At 39.2% G+C, this 19,623-nt stretch carries 18 protein-coding genes; 10 read left to right on the forward strand and 8 right to left on the reverse strand.

The features are described 5' to 3' along the window. From mgtE to BKM32_RS02970, 5 genes are all read left to right on the forward strand, one after another. Entirely contained in the window at positions 1-1,374 is a 1,374-nt protein-coding gene (mgtE, locus tag BKM32_RS02950) for a magnesium transporter (RefSeq protein WP_083702075.1), read from the forward strand. An 8-nt stretch (positions 1,375-1,382) separates the two neighbouring features. Beyond that, entirely contained in the window at positions 1,383-2,318 is a 936-nt protein-coding gene (locus tag BKM32_RS02955; protein ID WP_076662474.1) for a 2-hydroxyacid dehydrogenase, read from the forward strand. A 77-nt stretch (positions 2,319-2,395) separates the two neighbouring features. Further along, complete coding sequence (locus tag BKM32_RS02960) at positions 2,396-2,854, forward strand: DUF1801 domain-containing protein (RefSeq protein WP_076662475.1); 459 nt, start codon at positions 2,396-2,398, stop codon at positions 2,852-2,854. Between the two features lie 17 nt (positions 2,855-2,871). Then, positions 2,872-3,258: a VOC family protein gene (locus BKM32_RS02965; RefSeq protein ID WP_076662476.1), complete on the forward strand. Its 387-nt coding sequence runs from the start codon at positions 2,872-2,874 to the stop codon at positions 3,256-3,258. Positions 3,259-3,358: 100 nt separating this feature from the next. Then, the gene (locus tag BKM32_RS02970) at positions 3,359-3,811 is read left to right on the forward strand and encodes a TM2 domain-containing protein (protein WP_076662477.1); all 453 of its coding nucleotides are present in this window, start codon (positions 3,359-3,361) and stop codon (positions 3,809-3,811) included. A 25-nt stretch (positions 3,812-3,836) separates the two neighbouring features. Here BKM32_RS02970 and BKM32_RS02975 read toward each other — a convergent pair whose 3' ends face one another. From BKM32_RS02975 to BKM32_RS02985, 3 genes are read right to left on the reverse strand one after another with little or no spacing between them, the layout of a single operon-like run. Then, positions 3,837-5,678 carry a lysophospholipid acyltransferase family protein gene (locus BKM32_RS02975; RefSeq protein ID WP_076662478.1) on the reverse strand — a complete coding sequence of 614 codons (1,842 nt, stop codon included), beginning with the start codon at positions 5,676-5,678 and terminating at the stop codon, positions 3,837-3,839. A 22-nt stretch (positions 5,679-5,700) separates the two neighbouring features. Further along, positions 5,701-6,951, reverse strand: a complete 1,251-nt coding sequence (locus BKM32_RS02980) for an aspartate kinase (RefSeq protein ID WP_076663034.1) — start codon at positions 6,949-6,951, stop codon at positions 5,701-5,703. 1 nt (position 6,952) lies between these two features. Then, entirely contained in the window at positions 6,953-7,432 is a 480-nt protein-coding gene (locus BKM32_RS02985; protein ID WP_076662479.1) for a GNAT family N-acetyltransferase, read from the reverse strand. A 123-nt stretch (positions 7,433-7,555) separates the two neighbouring features. Here BKM32_RS02985 and fbp point away from each other — a divergent pair, with 123 nt between their 5' ends. Next, on the forward strand, positions 7,556-8,569 hold the full coding sequence (gene fbp / locus BKM32_RS02990; protein WP_076662480.1) for a class 1 fructose-bisphosphatase: 1,014 nt from the start codon (positions 7,556-7,558) through the stop codon (positions 8,567-8,569). Between the two features lie 50 nt (positions 8,570-8,619). On the opposite strand, the gene BKM32_RS02995 is transcribed toward fbp, so the two are convergent. Further along, positions 8,620-9,051 carry a TerB family tellurite resistance protein gene (locus BKM32_RS02995; protein ID WP_053976329.1) on the reverse strand — a complete coding sequence of 144 codons (432 nt, stop codon included), beginning with the start codon at positions 9,049-9,051 and terminating at the stop codon, positions 8,620-8,622. A gap of 329 nt (positions 9,052-9,380) precedes the next feature. On the opposite strand from BKM32_RS02995, the gene mfd reads away from it, so the two are divergent. From mfd to BKM32_RS03015, 3 genes are all read left to right on the forward strand, one after another. Next, a complete protein-coding gene (mfd, locus tag BKM32_RS03005; protein ID WP_076662482.1) occupies positions 9,381-12,746 on the forward strand; it encodes a transcription-repair coupling factor in 3,366 nt (1,121 codons plus the stop codon). Next, the gene (locus BKM32_RS03010; RefSeq protein ID WP_076662483.1) at positions 12,743-13,606 is read left to right on the forward strand and encodes a DMT family transporter; all 864 of its coding nucleotides are present in this window, start codon (positions 12,743-12,745) and stop codon (positions 13,604-13,606) included. The genes mfd and BKM32_RS03010 overlap by 4 nt, the downstream gene beginning before the upstream one ends. Before the next feature lie 69 nt (positions 13,607-13,675). Then, positions 13,676-14,980 carry a TlpA disulfide reductase family protein gene (locus tag BKM32_RS03015; protein ID WP_076662484.1) on the forward strand — a complete coding sequence of 435 codons (1,305 nt, stop codon included), beginning with the start codon at positions 13,676-13,678 and terminating at the stop codon, positions 14,978-14,980. A 42-nt stretch (positions 14,981-15,022) separates the two neighbouring features. On the opposite strand, the gene lysM is transcribed toward BKM32_RS03015, so the two are convergent. Further along, positions 15,023-15,508: a peptidoglycan-binding protein LysM gene (gene lysM, locus BKM32_RS03020; RefSeq protein ID WP_053976334.1), complete on the reverse strand. Its 486-nt coding sequence runs from the start codon at positions 15,506-15,508 to the stop codon at positions 15,023-15,025. A 625-nt stretch (positions 15,509-16,133) separates the two neighbouring features. Between lysM and BKM32_RS03025 the strand changes: the two genes are divergently transcribed. After that, positions 16,134-17,135 carry an NAD(P)H-dependent glycerol-3-phosphate dehydrogenase gene (locus tag BKM32_RS03025; RefSeq protein ID WP_076662485.1) on the forward strand — a complete coding sequence of 334 codons (1,002 nt, stop codon included), beginning with the start codon at positions 16,134-16,136 and terminating at the stop codon, positions 17,133-17,135. A gap of 6 nt (positions 17,136-17,141) precedes the next feature. Here the strand turns inward: BKM32_RS03025 and BKM32_RS03030 are convergent, their stop codons facing one another. The 3 genes from BKM32_RS03030 to BKM32_RS03040 are packed head-to-tail and all read right to left on the reverse strand — an operon-like array spanning position 17,142 to position 19,619. Continuing rightward, positions 17,142-17,537, reverse strand: coding sequence for a hypothetical protein (locus tag BKM32_RS03030; protein ID WP_053977074.1), 396 nt, complete (start codon positions 17,535-17,537; stop codon positions 17,142-17,144). A gap of 55 nt (positions 17,538-17,592) precedes the next feature. Then, complete coding sequence (locus tag BKM32_RS03035; RefSeq protein WP_076662486.1) at positions 17,593-18,186, reverse strand: TetR/AcrR family transcriptional regulator; 594 nt, start codon at positions 18,184-18,186, stop codon at positions 17,593-17,595. Positions 18,187-18,203: 17 nt separating this feature from the next. Beyond that, positions 18,204-19,619 carry an efflux transporter outer membrane subunit gene (locus BKM32_RS03040; protein WP_076662487.1) on the reverse strand — a complete coding sequence of 472 codons (1,416 nt, stop codon included), beginning with the start codon at positions 19,617-19,619 and terminating at the stop codon, positions 18,204-18,206. Between the last annotated feature and the right edge of the window lie 4 nt (positions 19,620-19,623).

Consider the following 19,623-nt stretch of genomic DNA (forward strand, 5'->3'; position numbering starts at 1 on the left):
TTGCCTGAAGAAAGAGAGCACATACAATTTGAACTGACAGATGGACTGATAGAGCAGGTTGAGCAACTCATTGAAGAACAAAACAACAAAGAGCTGCGCAAACTCCTCCATGACTTCCATTATGCCGATATTGCCGAGATCCTGGATGAATTAGATCTGGAAGACGCCATCTATATTATCAAATTGCTCGATTCTGAAACCACTTCGGATGTGTTGATGGAGCTGGATGAGGACAACCGGGAGAAAGTCCTAAAAAACCTTTCTGCTAAGGAAATTGCAGAAGAAATTGAGGAGCTTGACACCGATGACGCTGCCGATATCCTTGCAGAGCTTTCCGAAGAACGTCAATTGGAGGTTATTTCCAATATTGAGGACGAAGACCATAAAGCAGAAATCACAGAGCTTTTAGCCTACGATGAAGACACTGCCGGTGGATTGATGGCCAAAGAGCTTGTGAAGGTCTATGCTACTTGGACGGTTGCAGGATGTTTACGCCGTATTAGAGGACAGGCAGAAAATGTTACCAGAGTGCATTCCATTTACGTGGTTGACAAACAGGAAAAACTCATCGGACGTCTTTCCCTTAAGGATTTAATCACAGCCAAAAGTGATCAAAAAATAGCCGACATCTACATTAAAAGTGTGGATTTTGTACATGTGGATGAAGACGTGGAAGAAGTAGCCAAAGTAATGCAGAAGTATGACTTGGAAGCTATTCCTGTTGTGGACGAAAACCAGATATTACTCGGTCGTATTACCATTGACGACATTGTAGACGTTATCCGTGAAGAAGCTGATAAAGACTACCAGTTGGCAGCCGGTATCTCGCAAGACGTTGAAGCCGATGATACCATCTTTGAATTGACCAAAGCGCGCTTGCCTTGGTTATTAATTGGAATGTTTGGAGGCTTGGGAGCGGCTACAATTATCTCTGGATTCCAAACAGCCATGGAAAAATATACCATCCTGTTATCTTTTGTTCCCCTTATTCAAGCAACTGCGGGAAATGTGGGAGTTCAATCGTCTGCGATTGTCGTGCAAGGTTTGGCAAACGACACGGTTAAAGGAAAAATAGTGAGACGCCTTTTCAAAGAATTCCTTTTAGGATTGGTAAATGGTATTGGCATTGCCTTAATCGTACTACCCATAAGCCATTTCTTTTTTGGAACTCCTTATTTAGTTTCCATTACAATCTGCGTAGCCTTGATTACCGTAATTGTAATTGCCGCTCTTGTAGGTACTTTTATCCCTATATTTTTAGATAAACGCGGGGTAGACCCTGCCGTTGCTACAGGACCATTTATTACAACCAGTAACGATATTTTTGGAATCTTAATTTACTTCCTAATCGCCAAAATGATTTTAGGTTTTTAATACCCATTATGAACATTCTTCACCTCGATACCAATCACCCTTTGTTAATTGAGCAACTCAATGATTTGGGGTTCACCAATCATGAAGATTACTCCTCTTCAAAAACGGAAATTGAATCCAAAATCAAGGACTATGAAGGTATCGTTATAAGAAGTAGATTCACCATTGACAAACAGTTTTTGGATGCCGCAACAAACTTAAAGTTCATTGGTCGTGTTGGTGCAGGATTGGAAAATATAGATTGTGATTATGCTGAGCAAAAAGGCATTTCATTGATTGCCGCCCCTGAAGGCAACCGAAATGCGGTAGGTGAACAGGCCTTGGGCATGCTCCTTTCGCTATTCAACAACCTCAATAAAGCCGATGGTGAAGTGCGCCAAGGCAAATGGCTTCGTGAAGCCAATAGAGGCTTGGAACTCGACGGAAAAACCGTGGGCATTATTGGTTATGGCAACATGGGAAAAGCCTTCGCAAAAAAACTGAGAGGTTTTGAAGTAGATGTCTTGTGCTACGACATACAAGATGGTGTAGGCGACAACAATGCAGAACAAGTTCCTTTTGAAGTGTTCTGCAAACAAGTAGATGTGGTGAGCCTTCACACACCCCAAACACCTCTCACTCTAGGCATGATTGACAAAGCATTCATTAAAGAATTCAAAAAGCCATTTTGGTTTATCAACACAGCCCGCGGCAAGAGTGTGGTAACCGAAGATTTGGTAGATGCCCTAAAAACAGGAAATATATTGGGTGCAGGTTTAGATGTTTTGGAATATGAAAAAGCTTCTTTTGAAAATCTGTTTTTAGAAGAAATGCCCGAGGCATTTAAATACTTGATCCAGGCCCAAAACGTATTGCTTACGCCACATATTGCCGGTTGGACAGTAGAAAGTAAAGAGAAGTTAGCACAAACCATTGTTGACAAAATCAAAGCTGAATTTTACTAAACCGCATTTCAGTTCCCTAGCAGAATTACTACTTTTTATACTATCTTTAGTTGCATATAACACGACAGAATTCCAATATGCAATATAAAGCCACCTCTCCAGAGGATTATATCAGTCAGGTTCCAGAAGAACGTCAAAACGCTTTAAAAACACTCAGACAGACTATCAAAGACAACCTTCCAGTAGGATTCGAGGAAGGCATTCAATATGGCATGGTAGGCTATTATGTACCGCATAGCCTCTATCCAAACGGTTATCATTGCACTCCGGAAGAGCCCTTGCCATTTATGAGTTTCGCTTCACAGAAAAACTCCATCAATCTCTACCATAGCGGTATTTATGCCGTCCCGGAAATCCATGAATGGTTTGTAAAGGAATATCCCAAATACAGCAAGTACAAATTAGACATGGGTAAAAGCTGTATTCGCTTTAAGAGAATTGATGACATCCCAATGCAGCTTATTGCTGAATTATGCCGTAAAATGACGCCCGACGCATGGATTTCGGTATATGAAAATGCCTTAAAGAAAAAATAATCACACAACCACATCAAATGAAAAAAAGAGTAACAGGTATTGGCGGTTTGTTTTTTAAAAGCAACGATCCAAACGCTACCAAAGAATGGTACAACAAGCATTTAGGATTTAATACAGACGATTATGGCTGTACCTTTTGGTGGAAAGACAAAGAAGGTAACGATTGCTCCACCCAATGGAGTCCCTTTCCAAAAGATACCAAGTATTACGAACCTTCTCAAAAAGACTTTATGTTCAACTATCGCGTTGAGGATTTGGAAGCTTTACTGAAAGCTTTAAAGGAAGAAGGGGTTACCATTGTAGGCGATATGGAAACCTATGATTACGGAAAATTTGCTTGGATTTTGGACAATGAAGGCAACAAAATTGAACTTTGGGAACCTATCGATCAAGCATTCCAATAGCAAAACCTCATTCTCGTTTGGAACTCAAATCACACATAATCAAATAAAACGATAGTATTTTTTAGTATTTTTAGAGTTCTAACCATTAATACACAGAGCTATGTCTGATGAAAAAAGCCTAGGAGACGACCTTAACGAAATGTTGGGCGACGCCAAAAAAACAGCGAAAAAAGCTGCAGGAAAAGCCGAAGAATTTGGTAAAGAAGCCAAGGACAGTGCTAAAGAATTTGGCAAGGAAGCCGAAGAAGCTACTAGGGAATTTAGAGAAAGTGCCAAAGAAGCCTTCGAAAAAACTACGGGGACCAATAAAAAAGTACTCGCTGGCGTAACGGCCATTTTATTGGGCGGCTTTGGTATTCATAAATTTGTTTTGGGATACAACAAAGAAGGGCTCATCCTATTGATAGCAACCATCGTGCTATCCGTGCTTAGTTTTGGATTCTTGGGCTTTTTGGTCTGGGTATTTACCGTTATAGAAGGTATCATTTACCTTACAAAAACCGACGGGGAATTCTATAAAACCTACCAATTAGGCAAAAAACCTTGGTTTTAATTGCCTAGCAAAGTTCACAATGCTATTACCCCGCACTCTCTACGTCGTTTTGTTCAGAGAGTTTTTGCTCTAACTCAGCTTGAAACTCCTCCATAACAGGACGTACAGTACTTTCGGGTAAATCGGCAATTTTAATGTACATCAAGCCATCCACAGCATTATTGAACAGAGGATCCACATTGAAAGCTACCAACTTGGCATTTTGCTTGATATATTTTTTCAGCAATACTGGCAAACGCAAAGCCCCTGGCTCCACTTCGTCAATAATCTTGTCAAACTTGTTCAGATCGGCTTCGGTTTCGTCAAATACAAAATCCTTATCGGCATCCTTCAACTTCACCTTAAACTCCTTTTTGGGGCGTACATATTGCGCCACATAAGGATCGTAATAATGCGATTTCATAAACTCGATCATCAAAGACTTCGAGAAATTTGAAAACTGGTTACTAATGCTTACCCCTCCGATTAAATATTTATGTTCTGGATATCTCAAAGTGGTATGCACAATCCCCTTCCAAAGAAGAAACAAAGGCATCGGTTTTTGCTGGTATTCCTTAATGATGAAGGCCCGCCCCATTTCAATGGACTGGCTCATCATTTTATAAAGTTCCGGTTCAAAACGGAACAAATCCTGCAAATAGAACCCATCAATTCCATACTTTTCGAATATAGCAGCTCCCAATCCCATACGATAGGCTCCAGCAATCAGCTGGCGCTCATTATCCCAAAGGAACATATGGTGGTAATAGGTATCAAAAGTATCCAAATCGATGGCCTCGTTGGTTCCCTCTCCTACTTCCCTAAAGGTTATTTCACGCAGCCTTCCAATCTCCCTTAAAATATTAGGGATGGCATTGGCCGGTGCCAAAAACACTTCATAATTCTTGCTTTGCAACAACCTCATATCATTTTCTCGTAAGGCATCCACTTCCGTCACCATCACATCTGTGGCAATAGGAGTCACAATGCGTTTTGGTGGTTTGGTTGCTTTAAGCGTTGTAGAAATATTGCTGAGGAACTTCCCCTTTTCATCAAACGAATTGGAAAGGATGTAGGTTTTACGGCGTACAAATTCTGAATAGCTTTCCAAAGTTGAATGTTCCTTTTGTTCACTAACAGGAATAGGACGACCAATACGCACCTTTATCACACGACGTTTCTGAGTCAATAACTCCGACGGCAGTTTTGCGGTCCTAAACGTATCGTTGATTTTTGACAATTCGTAAAACAACTTGCTATTTTTGGCATGGAAATAAATAGGAACCACGGGAACTTCTGCCTTCTTTACCAATTTCATGGCGGCGGCTTCCCAAGGCTTATCTACTACCAATTTGCCATCTCTATACGTAGACACCTCCCCTGCAGGGAAAATCCCTAGCGGATGGCCTTCTTTTAAATGTTTAATGGCTGTTTTAAACCCTGCCAAACTTGATTTTACGTCCTTGCGATCCTCAAAAGGATTCACTGGCAAAATATACTTTTGAAGAGGTTCTATTCTATGTAAAAGGAAATTGGCGATGATCTTAAAATCCTGGCGCTGCTCCAACATCAACTTCAAGAGCAAAATACCGTCAATGCCCCCCAGCGGATGATTGGACACCGTAATATAGGCCCCATCCTTTGGCAAACGCTTTAAATCTTCCTCTGGAATTTCAAATTTAATCTGAAATTCCTCCAAGATTTTATCCAAAAATTCAAGGTCCGAAAAATGCTTATTACGATTATAAATCTTGTTTAACTTAGATATTTTCAGCAACTTCATCAATACCCATCCCGAGAAAGTCCCTACAAACCCGTACTTATCCATTTGTATGGCTTTGGCTACTTCCTTAGCACTTACCAAACCAGCATTTTGTTGTTTACTCATAATAGCAAATGTACTAAATTGTTCAATTGGTTACCATCTGCACCGTATCCTGCGTTAACTGTTTCAAGAGCAAAGTTTTACCGTCTTCCAAAGCCTCAATCGCCGTATTATTGTAATGCCGTATGGTATACAAAGAGACGTTTTTGTAACAAGTGACCTTGAAATTTGCTTTCAAGTCCTGTAATAACTTATCCAAATTATCGTACAAATTATCTACACACACAGAAAAACTAATGGCCGAGTTTTGGATAACGTCCACCTTCATTTTGTAAGTATGTAGTAAGTTGAAAATAGCACTGATATTATCTTCCACGATATACGAAAAATCCAAAGAAGACAGGGAAATCAACACTTGATTTTTCTTTACGATAAAACAAGGCACCTTTGGCTCAATATCAACTCCCTTACAAACCGTAGTTCCTTTACTTTTGGGCTCCAAGAAAGATTTTACATGTAAAGGAATTTCCTTTTTCTGCAGGGGCTGAAGGGTCTTTGGATGAATCACCGAAGCCCCATAAAAAGCCAATTCTATAGCTTCGCTGTAAGAAATTCGATTCAACAATTGGGCATGGTCAAAATACCGTGGATCGGCATTTAAAACCCCAGCCACATCTTTCCAAATGGTCACACTTTCGGCATTTAGGCAATAAGCAAAAATAGCGGCTGTATAATCACTCCCTTCCCGTCCCAAAGTGGTCGTAAAATTATTGGCATCACTCCCTAAAAATCCTTGGGTGATATTCAAAACATCTGGTTTCACCTGTGCCGTGATATTCGCCTGCGTCTCTTCCCAATTCACATTGGCTTTTCGATAGTAATTATCGGTTTTGATACAGTTTCGAACATCCAACCAGTTATTATTAATTCCTACATGATTAAGATATTCACTAACAATGGTAGTGGACACCAACTCGCCGTACCCAATAGATTGATCATACACATAGTTGTAATCTGGCGATTTATTCCTATCGAAAAATCCGGAGAGTTCATTAAAAAGTGTCGCTACTTTTTGAAAAACAGGATGCTGTTCCTGCTCAAACAATTCCAATAAAATTTCGTTGTGATATTTCTTGACGTCCTGAAGTGAACTTTGCAGCTCATTAGGTTTGTTAAAGTAATTGTGAATCACCGTTTCCAGAGCGTTTGTGGTTTTACCCATGGCAGACACCACAATCAGGGCATCCTTCATTCCAACCTCTTTCAGAACCCACACAAGGTTTTTAACGCCTTTCGCATCTTTTACAGATGCACCTCCAAATTTAAATACCTGCATCTTACAATCTTGAAATGTAGTTAGCGATTCCTTGTTCATCCAAATGCACTACGTCCCAATCACGTTTTACATCGGCGCCTTTACTTTCATAAAAATCGATGGCAGGCGTGTTCCAATCCAATACTTCCCAACAAATTCGTTTTACTCCCAAGGCATTGCCATACTTGATTACCTCATCCAGGAGTTGAGTCCCCAAACCATGACCGCGCATGCTTTGCCTTACAATAAGATCTTCCAAATGCAACACCGCCCCCTTCCAAGTGGAAAAACGTGTATAGACCAAAGCAATCCCCTCTACCACACCATCCACTTCGGCTACAAAACAATGAAAATCGGGGTTTTCCCCAAATCCCTTTTGCTCCAATTCTTCAACGGTTACTTCCACGGCATCAGGTTCTTTCTCAAAAATTGCCAGTTCATGAATGAGTTCCAGCACTTTGGGCATATCGGATTTAAGTGCCTCCCTTATTGTACATTTCATAATATTAGATATCTAATTTCAAATATAATTTAAACTTAAAAATATGCCGTGATAATTGTTTACGAAAACGTTGTAGTTGCGTAAAATTCTCCGATATTTGCACAAACCAAAGGATTTACTTTCATGTCTCATAAACATCAAACTCTAGGTGAGTTTATCATAGAAAATCAAGCCGCATTTAAATATTCAACAGGAGAACTTTCCCGACTTATCAACTCCATAAGGTTAGCTGCCAAAGTGGTTAACCATGAGGTGAACAAGGCCGGATTGGTAGACATCATCGGTGCTGTTGGCGACACCAATGTACAGGGTGAAGACCAACAAAAATTGGATGTTCTAGCCAATGAAAAGTTCATTCAAACTCTTACCAAACGAAATATTGTTTGCGGTATTGCCAGTGAAGAGGAAGAAGATTTTATCTCTATCAATTCGCAGGACAAAAACAACCAAAACAAATATGTCGTACTTATTGACCCTCTGGACGGCTCTTCCAATATCGATGTGAATGTGTCTGTAGGGACCATTTTTTCGGTTTACAGACGTGTTACCCCTGTGGGTACTCCGGTAACCATAGAAGATTTTCTTCAAAAAGGAAATCAACAGGTTGCCGCCGGTTATGTAGTTTACGGAACCTCTACCATGTTGGTATATTCTACTGGCGCAGGAGTGAATGGTTTCACATTGAACCCTGCCATTGGAACTTTTTATTTGTCGCATCCCAATATGCAATTCCCATTGGACGGGAGTATTTACTCGGTGAACGAAGGAAACTATATTCACTTCCCACAAGGAATTAAGGACTACATTAAATATTGCCAAAAGGAAGAAGGAGATAGACCTTACACCTCAAGATACATTGGTTCTTTAGTATCCGATTTCCACAGAAATATGATTAAGGGAGGAATTTATATGTACCCGAAATGCTCACCAAAAACCAACGGAAAACTGCGCTTGTTATACGAATGCAACCCAATGGCCTTTATTGCTGAACAAGCCAACGGAAAAGCTAGTGATGGTTACACCAGAATATTGGACATCCAGCCTACCGAATTGCACCAACGGGTGCCTTTTATTTGTGGAAGCAAACACATGGTAGAAAAAGCAGAAGAATTCGTTCAACTAGCCGACCCAAAATAAAAAAAGCGAACCATTTGGTTCGCTTCTCTTTTTAATTTATTTGTAAGCAACTATTTGTTCATTGCTTTCATTTCATCTTTGAAGATTTCAATGTCCACACCTTCCTGTACCAAATGTAAAGCCTTATCTGTAATGTATTTGGCGTTGTCTGGTCTAAAACCAAGACCTACACAAAATTTCTCCAACATGTTCACTTGGTCAGCAGATTGGATGTGATCTACCCATACCATTCTAGCCAAATCAAACAAACGCTCCAAACGCAATTCGTAAGAGGTTGGAGGGTTAATTGGATGTGTTTTATAATCCTTAAGTATGGTTGCATATTCATGGTCATCAATACCTAAGTTTCTTGCCAATCTATCTAAAAACGCACGTTCTTCCTCATTGATAATTCCATCACTCATGGCAACTCTTACAATTGCAGCAAAATGATCTTCATTACGTTTTTTAAATCCACTGTCAAATAAATCTGAAATCGACATATATTCTCTTTTTTAAAAGTCGTGCAAATATAGTTAAACTTGTAGGCTTTTAAAACATAAATTTCGCTTTTTTAAAATCACTTAACGAAAGCCTCTAAAACACACATAAAACCCTGCAATACAACCCTATAAAAACACTCTATTTTCACAACAGACAGCACAATCATTAGCCTGCCACTCCTTAAAAAAGCAAATCCTCCTATTCCTTCCACAGAATTTTTTGCACCAAAAACACACCGAAAAATGATGATTTTCATCTTCATTTAAGGCCCTTTAAGATTACGGTTTAATTCAATTCTAACCTTTATATTTGCATAAAATATACTGCCTTGAGTAAAACCGTTCTCTCGCAAACCTATGCACAGATGTTGCAAACGCAAAATCTGCAGACTGCTATTGCCCAAAATCAAAATTCAGACAAACAAAACAGTTCTTCCAAAACCCATTTAAAAGGCTTGGTGGGCTCCTCACTATCGTTTGTAATTGCCGAAACCTTTCAACAAACAGACCTTCCCTTTTTGCTGGTTTTTAATGATAAGGAAGAAGCTGCTTTTTACCTCAACGACTTGGAATTACTGTTGGGAGATAAAGATGTTTTGTTCTATCCAGGAAGTTATAGGCGCCCCTACCAAATAGAAGAAACAGACAATGCCAATGTATTGTTGAGGGCCGAAGTTTTAAACCGAATCAATTCCAGAAAAAAACCGGCTGTGATTGTCACCTATCCGGATGCCTTGTTTGAAAAGGTGGTGACCAGAAAGGAACTTGAGAAAAACACGCTTAAGATTTCGGTAAACGATAAACTTTCTATTGATTTTGTAAACGAAATCCTGTTTGAATATAAATTCAAACGAGTCGATTTTGTAACCGAACCAGGAGAGTTTTCGGTGCGAGGGGGAATTGTAGACGTGTTTTCCTTTTCGCATGACGAACCTTACCGTATCGAGTTTTTTGGTGATGAAGTAGACAGTATCCGAACGTTTGATGTAGAGAGCCAATTGTCGACAGAACAGATCAAGAAAATAACCATCATCCCGAACGTTGCCAACAAGCTTTTGGAAGAAAGTCGCCAGAGTTTTTTCAACTATATCTCGAAAAAATCGGTGGTATTTATCAAAAATGCCGACATGCTCTTTGGCCGTATCGATGAGTTTTTCAAAAAGGCGGAAGAGGCCTTTGAGAAGTTAAGCACAGAAATCAAACATTCCGAACCTGAAGAATTGTTTTGTCATTCCGACCTGTTTAAAAAACAACTTTTAGATTTTTCAATTGTTGAATTTGGTACGACTTCCTATTTCAATTCGGGTTCCAACGGTAAGGAAATTGTTTACAATACCACACCACAGCCATCCTTCAACAAGCAATTTGATGTCCTGATAGACAACCTGAACACTAACTATAATAAAGGTTACACCAATTATATTGCCTGCGTGAGTGAGCAACAGGCCAAACGGTTCCATGACATTTTTGACGACATGGATCAGGAGGTACATTACGAAACCATTGTATTGTCTTTGTATCAAGGTTTCGTAGACCACGACAATAAAATTACCTGCTACACCGATCATCAAATTTTTGAACGTTACCACAAATTCCAACTTAAAAATGGTTACGCCAAAAAACAGGCCATTACCTTAAAGGAACTCACCAATTTGGAAATTGGCGACTATGTAACCCACATTGACCACGGTATTGGAAAATTTGGTGGACTTCAAAAAATTGAGGTGGAAGGCAAAAAACAGGAAGCCATTAAACTCATTTATGGTGAAAGAGATGTACTATACTTGAGTATCCACTCCCTTCATAAAATTACCAAGTTCAACGGCAAGGATGGCAAGCCGCCAAAGGTTCACAAACTGGGTAGTAAAGCTTGGAAAACCTTAAAACAAAAGACAAAATCCAGAGTCAAGGAAATTGCGTTTAACTTGATTCAACTTTACGCCAAAAGAAAACTGGAAAAAGGATTCCAATACAATCCAGATAGTTATCTGCAACATGAGTTGGAAGCCTCCTTCCTCTACGAAGACACTCCAGATCAAAGTACCGCTACAGCTGATATAAAATCGGACATGGAAAGTGAGCGACCAATGGACCGCTTAGTTTGTGGAGACGTTGGTTTTGGAAAAACCGAAGTAGCCATTCGTGCCGCCTTTAAAGCGATAGATAATGGAAAACAAGTAGCCGTTTTGGTGCCAACTACCATTTTGGCTTACCAACACTTCCGCACCTTTAGGGAACGTTTAAAAGATTTCCCAGTAACCGTAGATTATGTGAACCGTTTTAGAACCGCCAAAGAAAAACGCACTACCCTAGAAAGTCTAGAAAGTGGTGGTGTTGACATCATCATTGGAACACATCAATTGGCCAACAAAACGGTGAAGTTTAAAAATCTTGGCTTGCTAATTGTTGATGAGGAACAAAAATTTGGAGTAGCCGTTAAAGAGCGCCTTAAAACCCTTAAGGACAACGTAGATGTGCTAACGCTTACGGCAACCCCTATCCCTAGAACCTTGCAGTTTAGTTTAATGGCTGCTAGGGATCTTTCGGTGATTACAACACCTCCGCCAAATAGATACCCTATTGAAAGTCATGTCATTCGTTTTAGTGAGGAAACCATCCGCGATGCCGTGAGCTATGAGATTGAACGAGGCGGGCAGATTTTCTTCATCCACAACCGTATTGAAAACATTAAGGAAGTTGCTGGATTGATCCAGCGCTTGGTACCCGATGCGAAGGTTGCTATTGGCCACGGACAAATGGACGGTAAAAAATTGGAAGAACTTATGTTGTCTTTCATCAATGGAGAATTTGACGTGCTCGTGAGTACCACCATTATTGAAAGTGGTTTGGATGTACCAAATGCCAATACTATTTTCATCAATAATGCCAATAACTTTGGATTGAGTGACCTCCATCAAATGCGTGGTCGCGTAGGCCGAAGCAACAAAAAAGCATTTTGCTACTTCATTACCCCTGAATATTCTGCCATGACCCCTGATGCTCGAAAGCGTATTACAGCATTGGAACAGTTTTCTGAATTGGGTAGTGGCTTCAACATTGCTATGAAAGATTTGGAAATCCGTGGTGCTGGAGATTTGTTGGGTGGTGAACAAAGTGGATTTATCAATGATATTGGTTTTGACACCTATCAAAAGATATTACATGAAGCCATTGAGGAGCTTAAGGAAAATGAATTCAAGGACCTTTACCCGGACGATGGCAAGGAAAAAGAATATGTAAAGGACATTACCATCGACACCGATTTTGAATTGCTTTTCCCTGATGATTATATCAATAACATTACAGAGCGCCTCAACCTCTACACCCAACTTAACGAGATAAAAACCGAAGAAGCGCTTCAACAGTTTGAAACCGAATTGGTAGATCGTTTTGGTGAATTGCCATTCCAGGTGGTGGATCTTTTAAACAGTGTTCGCATTAAATGGATTGCAGCCAAAATGGGACTTGAAAAGGTAGTGATGAAAAAAGGCAAACTTATTGGCTACTTCATCAGCGACCAACAAAGCAACTTCTACCAAAGTCCTGGATTTACAAAAGTATTGCAATATGTACAGTCCAATCCACAGGCCTGCAAAATGAAAGAAAAAGAAACACGTGCCGGACTAAGATTGTTGTTAACCTTCGACCATATTAAAACCGTGAAACAAGCGCTAAGCATGCTACAAAACATATGAAAGGAAGCCATGTAACTCATATCTTTTGGCTAACCCTTGCTACTATTTTTATTAGCACTTCAGGAGCTTTGGGCAAGTACATTGACATGCCCACAACGGTCATCATTTGGTGGCGCTCTATTTTGGCTGCAGTGTTCTTATTTCTGTATTGTTATTTAAAAAAGATTCCTTTGGGAGTTCATTCCAAGGACCGGTTTACTTTTTTGCTAAGTGGATTACTCATGGGAGGACATTGGATTACGTATTTCTATGCCCTAAAGCTTTCCAATGTGGCCATTGCAATGTTATCCCTGTTCACTTTTCCCGTGATTACGGCATTATTGGAGCCCTTATTTTCCAAAGTAAAATTTGACCCCATACATCTATTGTTAGGTGGACTTGTGGGTTTTGGCATTTATATGCTAGCCCCAGAATTCAGTTTGGAAAGTGGTCAGTTTAAAGGCGCGCTGTTTGGTATGGCTTCGGCTGTTTGCTACTCCATTCGCATTTTGATTTTAAAACAACATGTGGTTCATTATAATGGCATCATGCTCATGTTTTATCAAGTAGCTATTTTATCAATCGTATTGCTTCCGTTTATAGGGTTGTTTGGTTTTGGAAACGCTTCCGAACAATTTCCCTATGTATTGATGCTTGCCTTGGTAACCACAGCTATTGGCCATACTTTGTTCATCCAAAGTTTGCGCTTTTTTAAGGCTAGTACCGCCAGTATCATTAGCAGTACACAACCTATTTTCGGGATCTTGATTGCCTTTTTATTTTTGAATGAAAGGCCTACTTGGAATACCTTTATTGGAGGAACATTAATTATATTTACCGTTATGATCGAGAGTTTTCGATCCTATAAAAAACAAGCTTAAGCCTATTTTGGCGCAATTATTGAACCGAAGTTGCCATACCAACTTTCAATGCTTAATTAAAAAAATCCTATGAAAACAATCGCTCAGCTTTTATTCCTGTTGCCCACCCTACTTTTGGCCCAACATAAGGTTTCCGGCAAATTTACTCCAGCAAAAGATTACACCTATGCCCTACTTTATGAAGCGACGCCAACCGGCACTAATTTTATAGATAAAAGTGAAATTGAGAAGGATGGCAGTTTTCATATCCAACTGGACAGTTCTGTAAAACCTGGCATTTATAAAATTGTGTATGCCCTTCCTCCGGAAGAATACAATTTTGACTTAATTTATAATGGCAAGGAAGACGTAGCCCTCAATTTCAGTATTGAAACAGGGTTGGAATTCACAACTTCCAATGAAAACAAACTATGGTCTTCATACACCAAGAGTATGGAGTTGGTAAACATGACCATCAGCAATTTTTATTCACAAGAAAGCACCGATCAAACAGCTTATAAGGATATTTTCAAAACTTTGGAAGATACCCAAAAAGGGTTTGAAGATGCTTCAAAAGGCACTATGGCTAATACCTTTATTAAAGCCAACGCCCCATACATTCCCTCAAGCTTTGAAGATCTGCCTACTTACTCACAAAATTTAAAGCGCACCTATTTCGAAAACGTAAATTTCTCCAATCCCCTTTTACTAAGCTCCGATTTCCTGAACGATAGAGTGCTTGCCTATGTCTTTGGAATGGCTTCAAGTACCGACAACAATGTCTATATGGCCAATGTAGATTCCTTGATGTCTCAAATGAAAGGAACAGATGCTGAAGTGCAGACCACCTTGTTAAACACTATTTGGCAACGTTTTGTAATGATGGAAAATGCCGAAGTTTCCAATTACATCATTGACACTTATTTGGAAGATCTAGCAGAGCAAACCAACAATGGGGAACTGAGCCGGGAAATTATCAATTACAAGAAAAATGCCGTAGGCAACAAAGCCCAAAACTTTGACATCACACTTACAAAAAGGAATAAGGAAATAAACACCAATTTGTATGATTTAGATACTTCCAATCGTTACCTAATCATCTTTTGGAGCAGTACTTGCTCACATTGTTTAGCCGAATTGCCTGAAGTAAAAACCATTATTCCTAAAGACGTACAGGTTATTGCCATTGGCTTGGAAAATGATGACAAAACTTGGTCGACTGAAAAATTGAACTACCCTAATTTTATCCATGTATTGGCATTGGGCAAATGGGACAACAAATTAGCCGATGACTATAATGTTACCGGAACACCTTCGTATTTCTTATTGAACAAAGACAAAACCATCACCGCTAAGCCTTATGACTTGGAGGAACTTAAAGAGGACTTAAAATAAAAGCCCAATTTACATTGGGCTTTTGCTCTATAAAGGCTTTTATCAATTCAAATGGGGAATGCGCAATACCTGCCCTGGATAAATTTTGTCGGGATCTTCGAGCATGGGCTTATTGGCATCAAAAATAAGGGGGTACTTCATGGCATTACCGTAATATTGTTTGGCAACCTTTCCTAAAGTATCTCCACTTTTTACGGTATAAAACTGAGCTTCGGGCTCCTTATGTTCTACTGTCATTTGGTCGTCCACCGCAGCAATCCCCGCCGTGTTCCCTACTACCAAAACCACCTTTTCCTTAGTTGCTTGATCATAGGCCATTCCAGTAACTGTTGCCATATCACCGGAAATACCCACTTTTAAACCACTCACCTTCAAGTCAAGGTCGGTAATAGTTTCCTCTAAACTTTTAGCTGCTGCAGCTTCTGCTTCCAACTTAGCCGCTGTAGCTTCGGCTGCTTCTTCAGCCTCCGTTTTTCCAATGCCAAAAACACTGGCACCCGCATCTTTAATGAATGAAAATAACCCCATAACTATTTGATTTTTAATTATTAACAAATGATTAATGTAAAATTCAAAAAATAAAAAGTCAATTCCAATAAAAGTTACTAACTAAAAAAGTAAGAAAAGAAGAAACGCTCACTCGAAGAAATCGAAGTGAGCGTTTTAGGAAACTAAATAACCAACCAAAATTTAGTTTCTATCGTTATATTTTTTTTCTAATGAGCTTAGAAATGTTGTTTCAATCTATTTTGAAAAGTGCCAGTTCAACAATTATATTTTGAGTAGCACTCTCAATCTTAAGAACGCCCAAAGAAACAAAATAGTTATTTAACAAATCATAATCTAATGTTAAAGTTTTAAGTTACGAATTATCGACCACATTCACAACACTTTAACCCTAAAATAATGAGCTAAATATAGTAAAGTTTGCACCAATATAACCTAATTTTTTTATAAAAAAAGTACGGAAATTTCCTAAATCTTCCGGAAACCTCATATAAATTCAAAAAAATGTCTGGTTATAAACCACTTTAGCTCCTCTTTTTAAGCTTAAAATCAAATCAAAAGCAATTTTATCGCTAATGGACTTCAGGCTTTGGTAACATTTAAGACTTATATTTTATGTATTTTTGGCCTACAAATTTGTGATGACATGAGCAAACCATTAAAATATGCCGTTTTTGGAGCGGGAAGCTGGGCCACTGCCATAGTAAAAATGCTATGCGAAAACCTAGATGAAGTGGGCTGGTATATGCGCAGTGTTTACATTAAGGGACATCTTGAAAAAGAACAACATAACCCTAGTTACCTTAGCTCGGTTGAGTTTCATTTGAACCAGTTGAAATTGAGCAACGACATCAATGAAATAGCAGAGTATGCCGATGTATTGATCTTTGCCATTCCTTCGGCGTTCATGCATTCGGAACTTGAAAAACTAACTGCCGATATTTCTGAAAAAATTGTGGTTTCCGCCGTAAAAGGAATCATTCCTGAATCTGGTTTATTGGTTGGCGAGCATTTCCACGATATTTACAATATTCCTTTTGAAAATATAGCCGTGATTGCTGGGCCTTGTCACGCCGAAGAAGTTGCTTTGGAGCGCTTGTCCTACCTGACCATTTCCTGTGCCGATTCCAGCAAGGCTAAAACCATTGCCAAAACCTTATCCAGCGATTATATCCGCACCAAAATAAGTGATGATATCATTGGTGTTGAATATGCTGTTATGTTAAAGAACATCTATGCTATTGCAGCGGGTATTGCCCATGGATTGGGATATGGAGACAATTTCCAAAGTGTTTTGATGAGCAACGCCATTCGTGAGATGAAACGTTTTATCAAGAAAATGCATAAAATGAAACGCAACATCAACAATTCGGCCTATTTGGGCGATTTGTTGGTAACTGGTTATTCCGTTTTTTCCCGTAACCGCATGTTTGGAAACATGATTGGTAAAGGCTATACAGTAAAGTCTGCACAAATGGAAATGAGTATGGTTGCGGAAGGTTATTACGCCACCAGAAGTGCTCATTTACTTAACGAGAAAAACAACAAGAAGACCAATCTCCCCATTATAAATGCCGTATATGGTATTTTATACGAAGGAAAAGAGCCTAAAAAGGTCTTTAAAAAGTTGACGGAAAAGCTAGACTAATCCAACTTATTTTACCAAAACACCTCTTTCCTGCATCAGTGGGATGGTTTGCAATGCATTTTTGTTGATGGTATTTTTTCTGAACAAATAGGTTTTGTCAAACATGGTATTGCCTTCAAAAAATGTAATCTTAAACTCGTTGTTAAGTGCCAACAGTTCATCTGGCATAAACTCAATTTTCGCAAAACTTCTAGCAGGAAGCATTTTTAAGGTATGTCTCATTACTGGAGTTTCCTTGCTCTCGCTATACCCTTTGGAAACAATCAATACGGTATCCAAATCCACATCTTTATTATTGATGATGTAGGCATTCCAATCTTGAGTTTGGTGTACTTTGTTGAATTCGTTCACCACCGCCACATAAACCTCTTCTACTTTTGGTATCTGGATATCTTTTTTCATGAGATTGTTTCTTCTTTTAGGCTTGATAATTTTTGCAAAATTAGTCAAAAACAAGCTATTCAAAATAAGGATTTGAATAATTTGGCTCCGTAAACCCACGAAGGTTATATACAATTAAATGGTTTAGGATTTCTCTTTTGTTATAAATTTCGAAGAGATTGTTATTTCTAAAGGCAATGGCATCAATTCTTAAAAAGTACAGTTCGCAGACCAACTTTAAATTTACACCTGGCTTGATATATCCCTTTTCCTTAGCCGACTGAAGTAATTTGTAAACGATTTCGAACACAAACATTTCGGAAAAATCAGCGAATACCTGGTCTGCCTTTGGATAGTACTTTTTGATACCAAATAAAAAAGAGGGCTTGAAATACCTCAAGTACTCAAACCCTCTTTCATAAATTAAAATAATGCACAAAATGGGATCATCAATATTACCCTGAATCACCTCGTTAATTTCTGCTTTGTAATTCTCAACCAAAACTGATAAGCTCTCAGCTACCAGTTCCTCCTTATTCTTAAAGTGCTTATAAATAGTTTTTTTGGAAATGCCCATAACCTCAGCCAGATCATCCAATGTAAAACGCTTGCTTCCAAATTTTGTGAAATTTGTAATAGAGCATTCTAAGATGTCGCTTTTCAAGGTCATAGATTCATATTTAAAGTTTATTTCCAGCCTCCACCTAAAGATTCATAAAGCGTCACTACTGTTTGCAATTGCTGCAACTTGCTATTGATAACATTCAGCTCCGCACTAAGCGCGCTTTCTCTGGCGGTCAATAAATCCAAATAGGTTCCAAAACCATTGTTCAATAATTCTTCAGAGTTACTCTCGGCTTGTCGTAAAGCTTCTACTTCATTCTGTCTGAATTCGTATTTCTTGGTTTCTGCTTCATAGGCATAAAGTGCATTGGACACTTCTCCTCCAGCAACCAACAGGGTCTTTTTAAAACTCAACAAAGCCTGCTCCTGTTGTGCCAAAGCCACTTCCTGTTGGGTCCTAATTTTACGTTGATTGAAAATCGGCTGGGTCAACCCTCCTACTAGATTCGCAAATAATGATCCCGTATCAAACCAGTTATTAAACTCAAGACTTTGAAATCCTCCCGTAGCTGTTAACGTTAAGGATGGGTAGAAATTGGTTCTAGCTACATTGGTCATTTCAAAGGCTTGCACCAAGCTATACTCTGCCGCCATAACGTCTGGTCTGTTTCTCAACAACAAAGAAGGCACTCCCAATTTCATTTCTGTATCGATGCTTTGACCTTCCAATTGACTTCTCTCAAACTGTTGGGGTTGTTTGCCCAATAAAAGAGCCAAGGTATTTTCTGTAGTGAAAATAGCAATTTCAATATCTACTTGCAAAGCCTTGGCATTATTCAGCTGAGCGATGTTTTGGTCTACTGCCACCTGTGTCACCTGCCCAGCGTCCTTCAAAGCTTTGATGGTTTCTACACTGTGCTCCCTATTTTCAATGGTAGCCTTGGTGACTTCTAACTGGGCATCCAAAGCCAAAAGCTGGTAATAGGTACTAGCAATACTAGAAACCAATCTCGTTTTTACGGCTTGGTGTGCCGCTACACTTTGCAAGAAACTAGCTTGTGAGGCCCTTTTTTGACTTCTAATCTTTCCCCAAATATCAGCTTCCCAAGAAAGGTTAGTCGATAATTGATACTGTTGCAACGAGCCGTTAAAAAACGCTCCAAACTGGCTGTTCTTTGCCAACTCTTGGTGCGTTAAGGAAGCGTCTACCCCAACACTAGGCCAAAAACTAGCCCTTGCTTGTTTGACATATGATTCTGCCGCAGCCATTTGCTGAATGGCAATTCTTATGTCCAAATTGTTGTTCAGTCCCTCTTCGATATACTGATTCAAATAAGTATCTGTAAACAACTCTTTCCAGGACACATCAGCCATGGACAAACTATCTGTAGGCAAATTATCTGTTCTGTATAAGTGCTCCGTTTCCTCTAACTCTGGGCGTTCATAATTTTTCGTAACGAAACAACTTTGCAGTGTTACAGAAGCGAATACGATCAGCGCAACCTTGGTTAGGGTTTTATGTTTTATAATGGATATCATACAA

This window comes from Mangrovimonas sp. DI 80 (genome assembly GCF_001975575.1).
Taxonomy (GTDB): Bacteria; Bacteroidota; Bacteroidia; order Flavobacteriales; family Flavobacteriaceae; genus Mangrovimonas_A; species Mangrovimonas_A xylaniphaga.

Bases quoted from the DNA above. Each gene is read 5' to 3' on its own strand.
- BKM32_RS02955 (WP_076662474.1), top strand. From the start codon at position 1,383: ATGAACATTCTTCACCTCGATACCAATCACCCTTTGTTAATTGAGCAA.
- BKM32_RS02960 (WP_076662475.1), top strand. From the start codon at position 2,396: ATGCAATATAAAGCCACCTCTCCAGAGGATTATATCAGTCAGGTTCCA.
- BKM32_RS02965 (WP_076662476.1), top strand. From the start codon at position 2,872: ATGAAAAAAAGAGTAACAGGTATTGGCGGTTTGTTTTTTAAAAGCAAC.
- BKM32_RS02970 (WP_076662477.1), top strand. From the start codon at position 3,359: ATGTCTGATGAAAAAAGCCTAGGAGACGACCTTAACGAAATGTTGGGC.
- BKM32_RS02975 (WP_076662478.1), bottom strand. From the start codon at position 5,678: ATGAGTAAACAACAAAATGCTGGTTTGGTAAGTGCTAAGGAAGTAGCC.
- BKM32_RS02980 (WP_076663034.1), bottom strand. From the start codon at position 6,951: ATGCAGGTATTTAAATTTGGAGGTGCATCTGTAAAAGATGCGAAAGGC.
- BKM32_RS02985 (WP_076662479.1), bottom strand. From the start codon at position 7,432: ATGAAATGTACAATAAGGGAGGCACTTAAATCCGATATGCCCAAAGTG.
- fbp (WP_076662480.1), top strand. From the start codon at position 7,556: ATGTCTCATAAACATCAAACTCTAGGTGAGTTTATCATAGAAAATCAA.
- BKM32_RS02995 (WP_053976329.1), bottom strand. From the start codon at position 9,051: ATGTCGATTTCAGATTTATTTGACAGTGGATTTAAAAAACGTAATGAA.
- BKM32_RS03010 (WP_076662483.1), top strand. From the start codon at position 12,743: ATGAAAGGAAGCCATGTAACTCATATCTTTTGGCTAACCCTTGCTACT.
- BKM32_RS03015 (WP_076662484.1), top strand. From the start codon at position 13,676: ATGAAAACAATCGCTCAGCTTTTATTCCTGTTGCCCACCCTACTTTTG.
- lysM (WP_053976334.1), bottom strand. From the start codon at position 15,508: ATGGGGTTATTTTCATTCATTAAAGATGCGGGTGCCAGTGTTTTTGGC.
- BKM32_RS03025 (WP_076662485.1), top strand. From the start codon at position 16,134: ATGAGCAAACCATTAAAATATGCCGTTTTTGGAGCGGGAAGCTGGGCC.
- BKM32_RS03030 (WP_053977074.1), bottom strand. From the start codon at position 17,537: ATGAAAAAAGATATCCAGATACCAAAAGTAGAAGAGGTTTATGTGGCG.
- BKM32_RS03035 (WP_076662486.1), bottom strand. From the start codon at position 18,186: ATGACCTTGAAAAGCGACATCTTAGAATGCTCTATTACAAATTTCACA.
- BKM32_RS03040 (WP_076662487.1), bottom strand. From the start codon at position 19,619: ATGATATCCATTATAAAACATAAAACCCTAACCAAGGTTGCGCTGATC.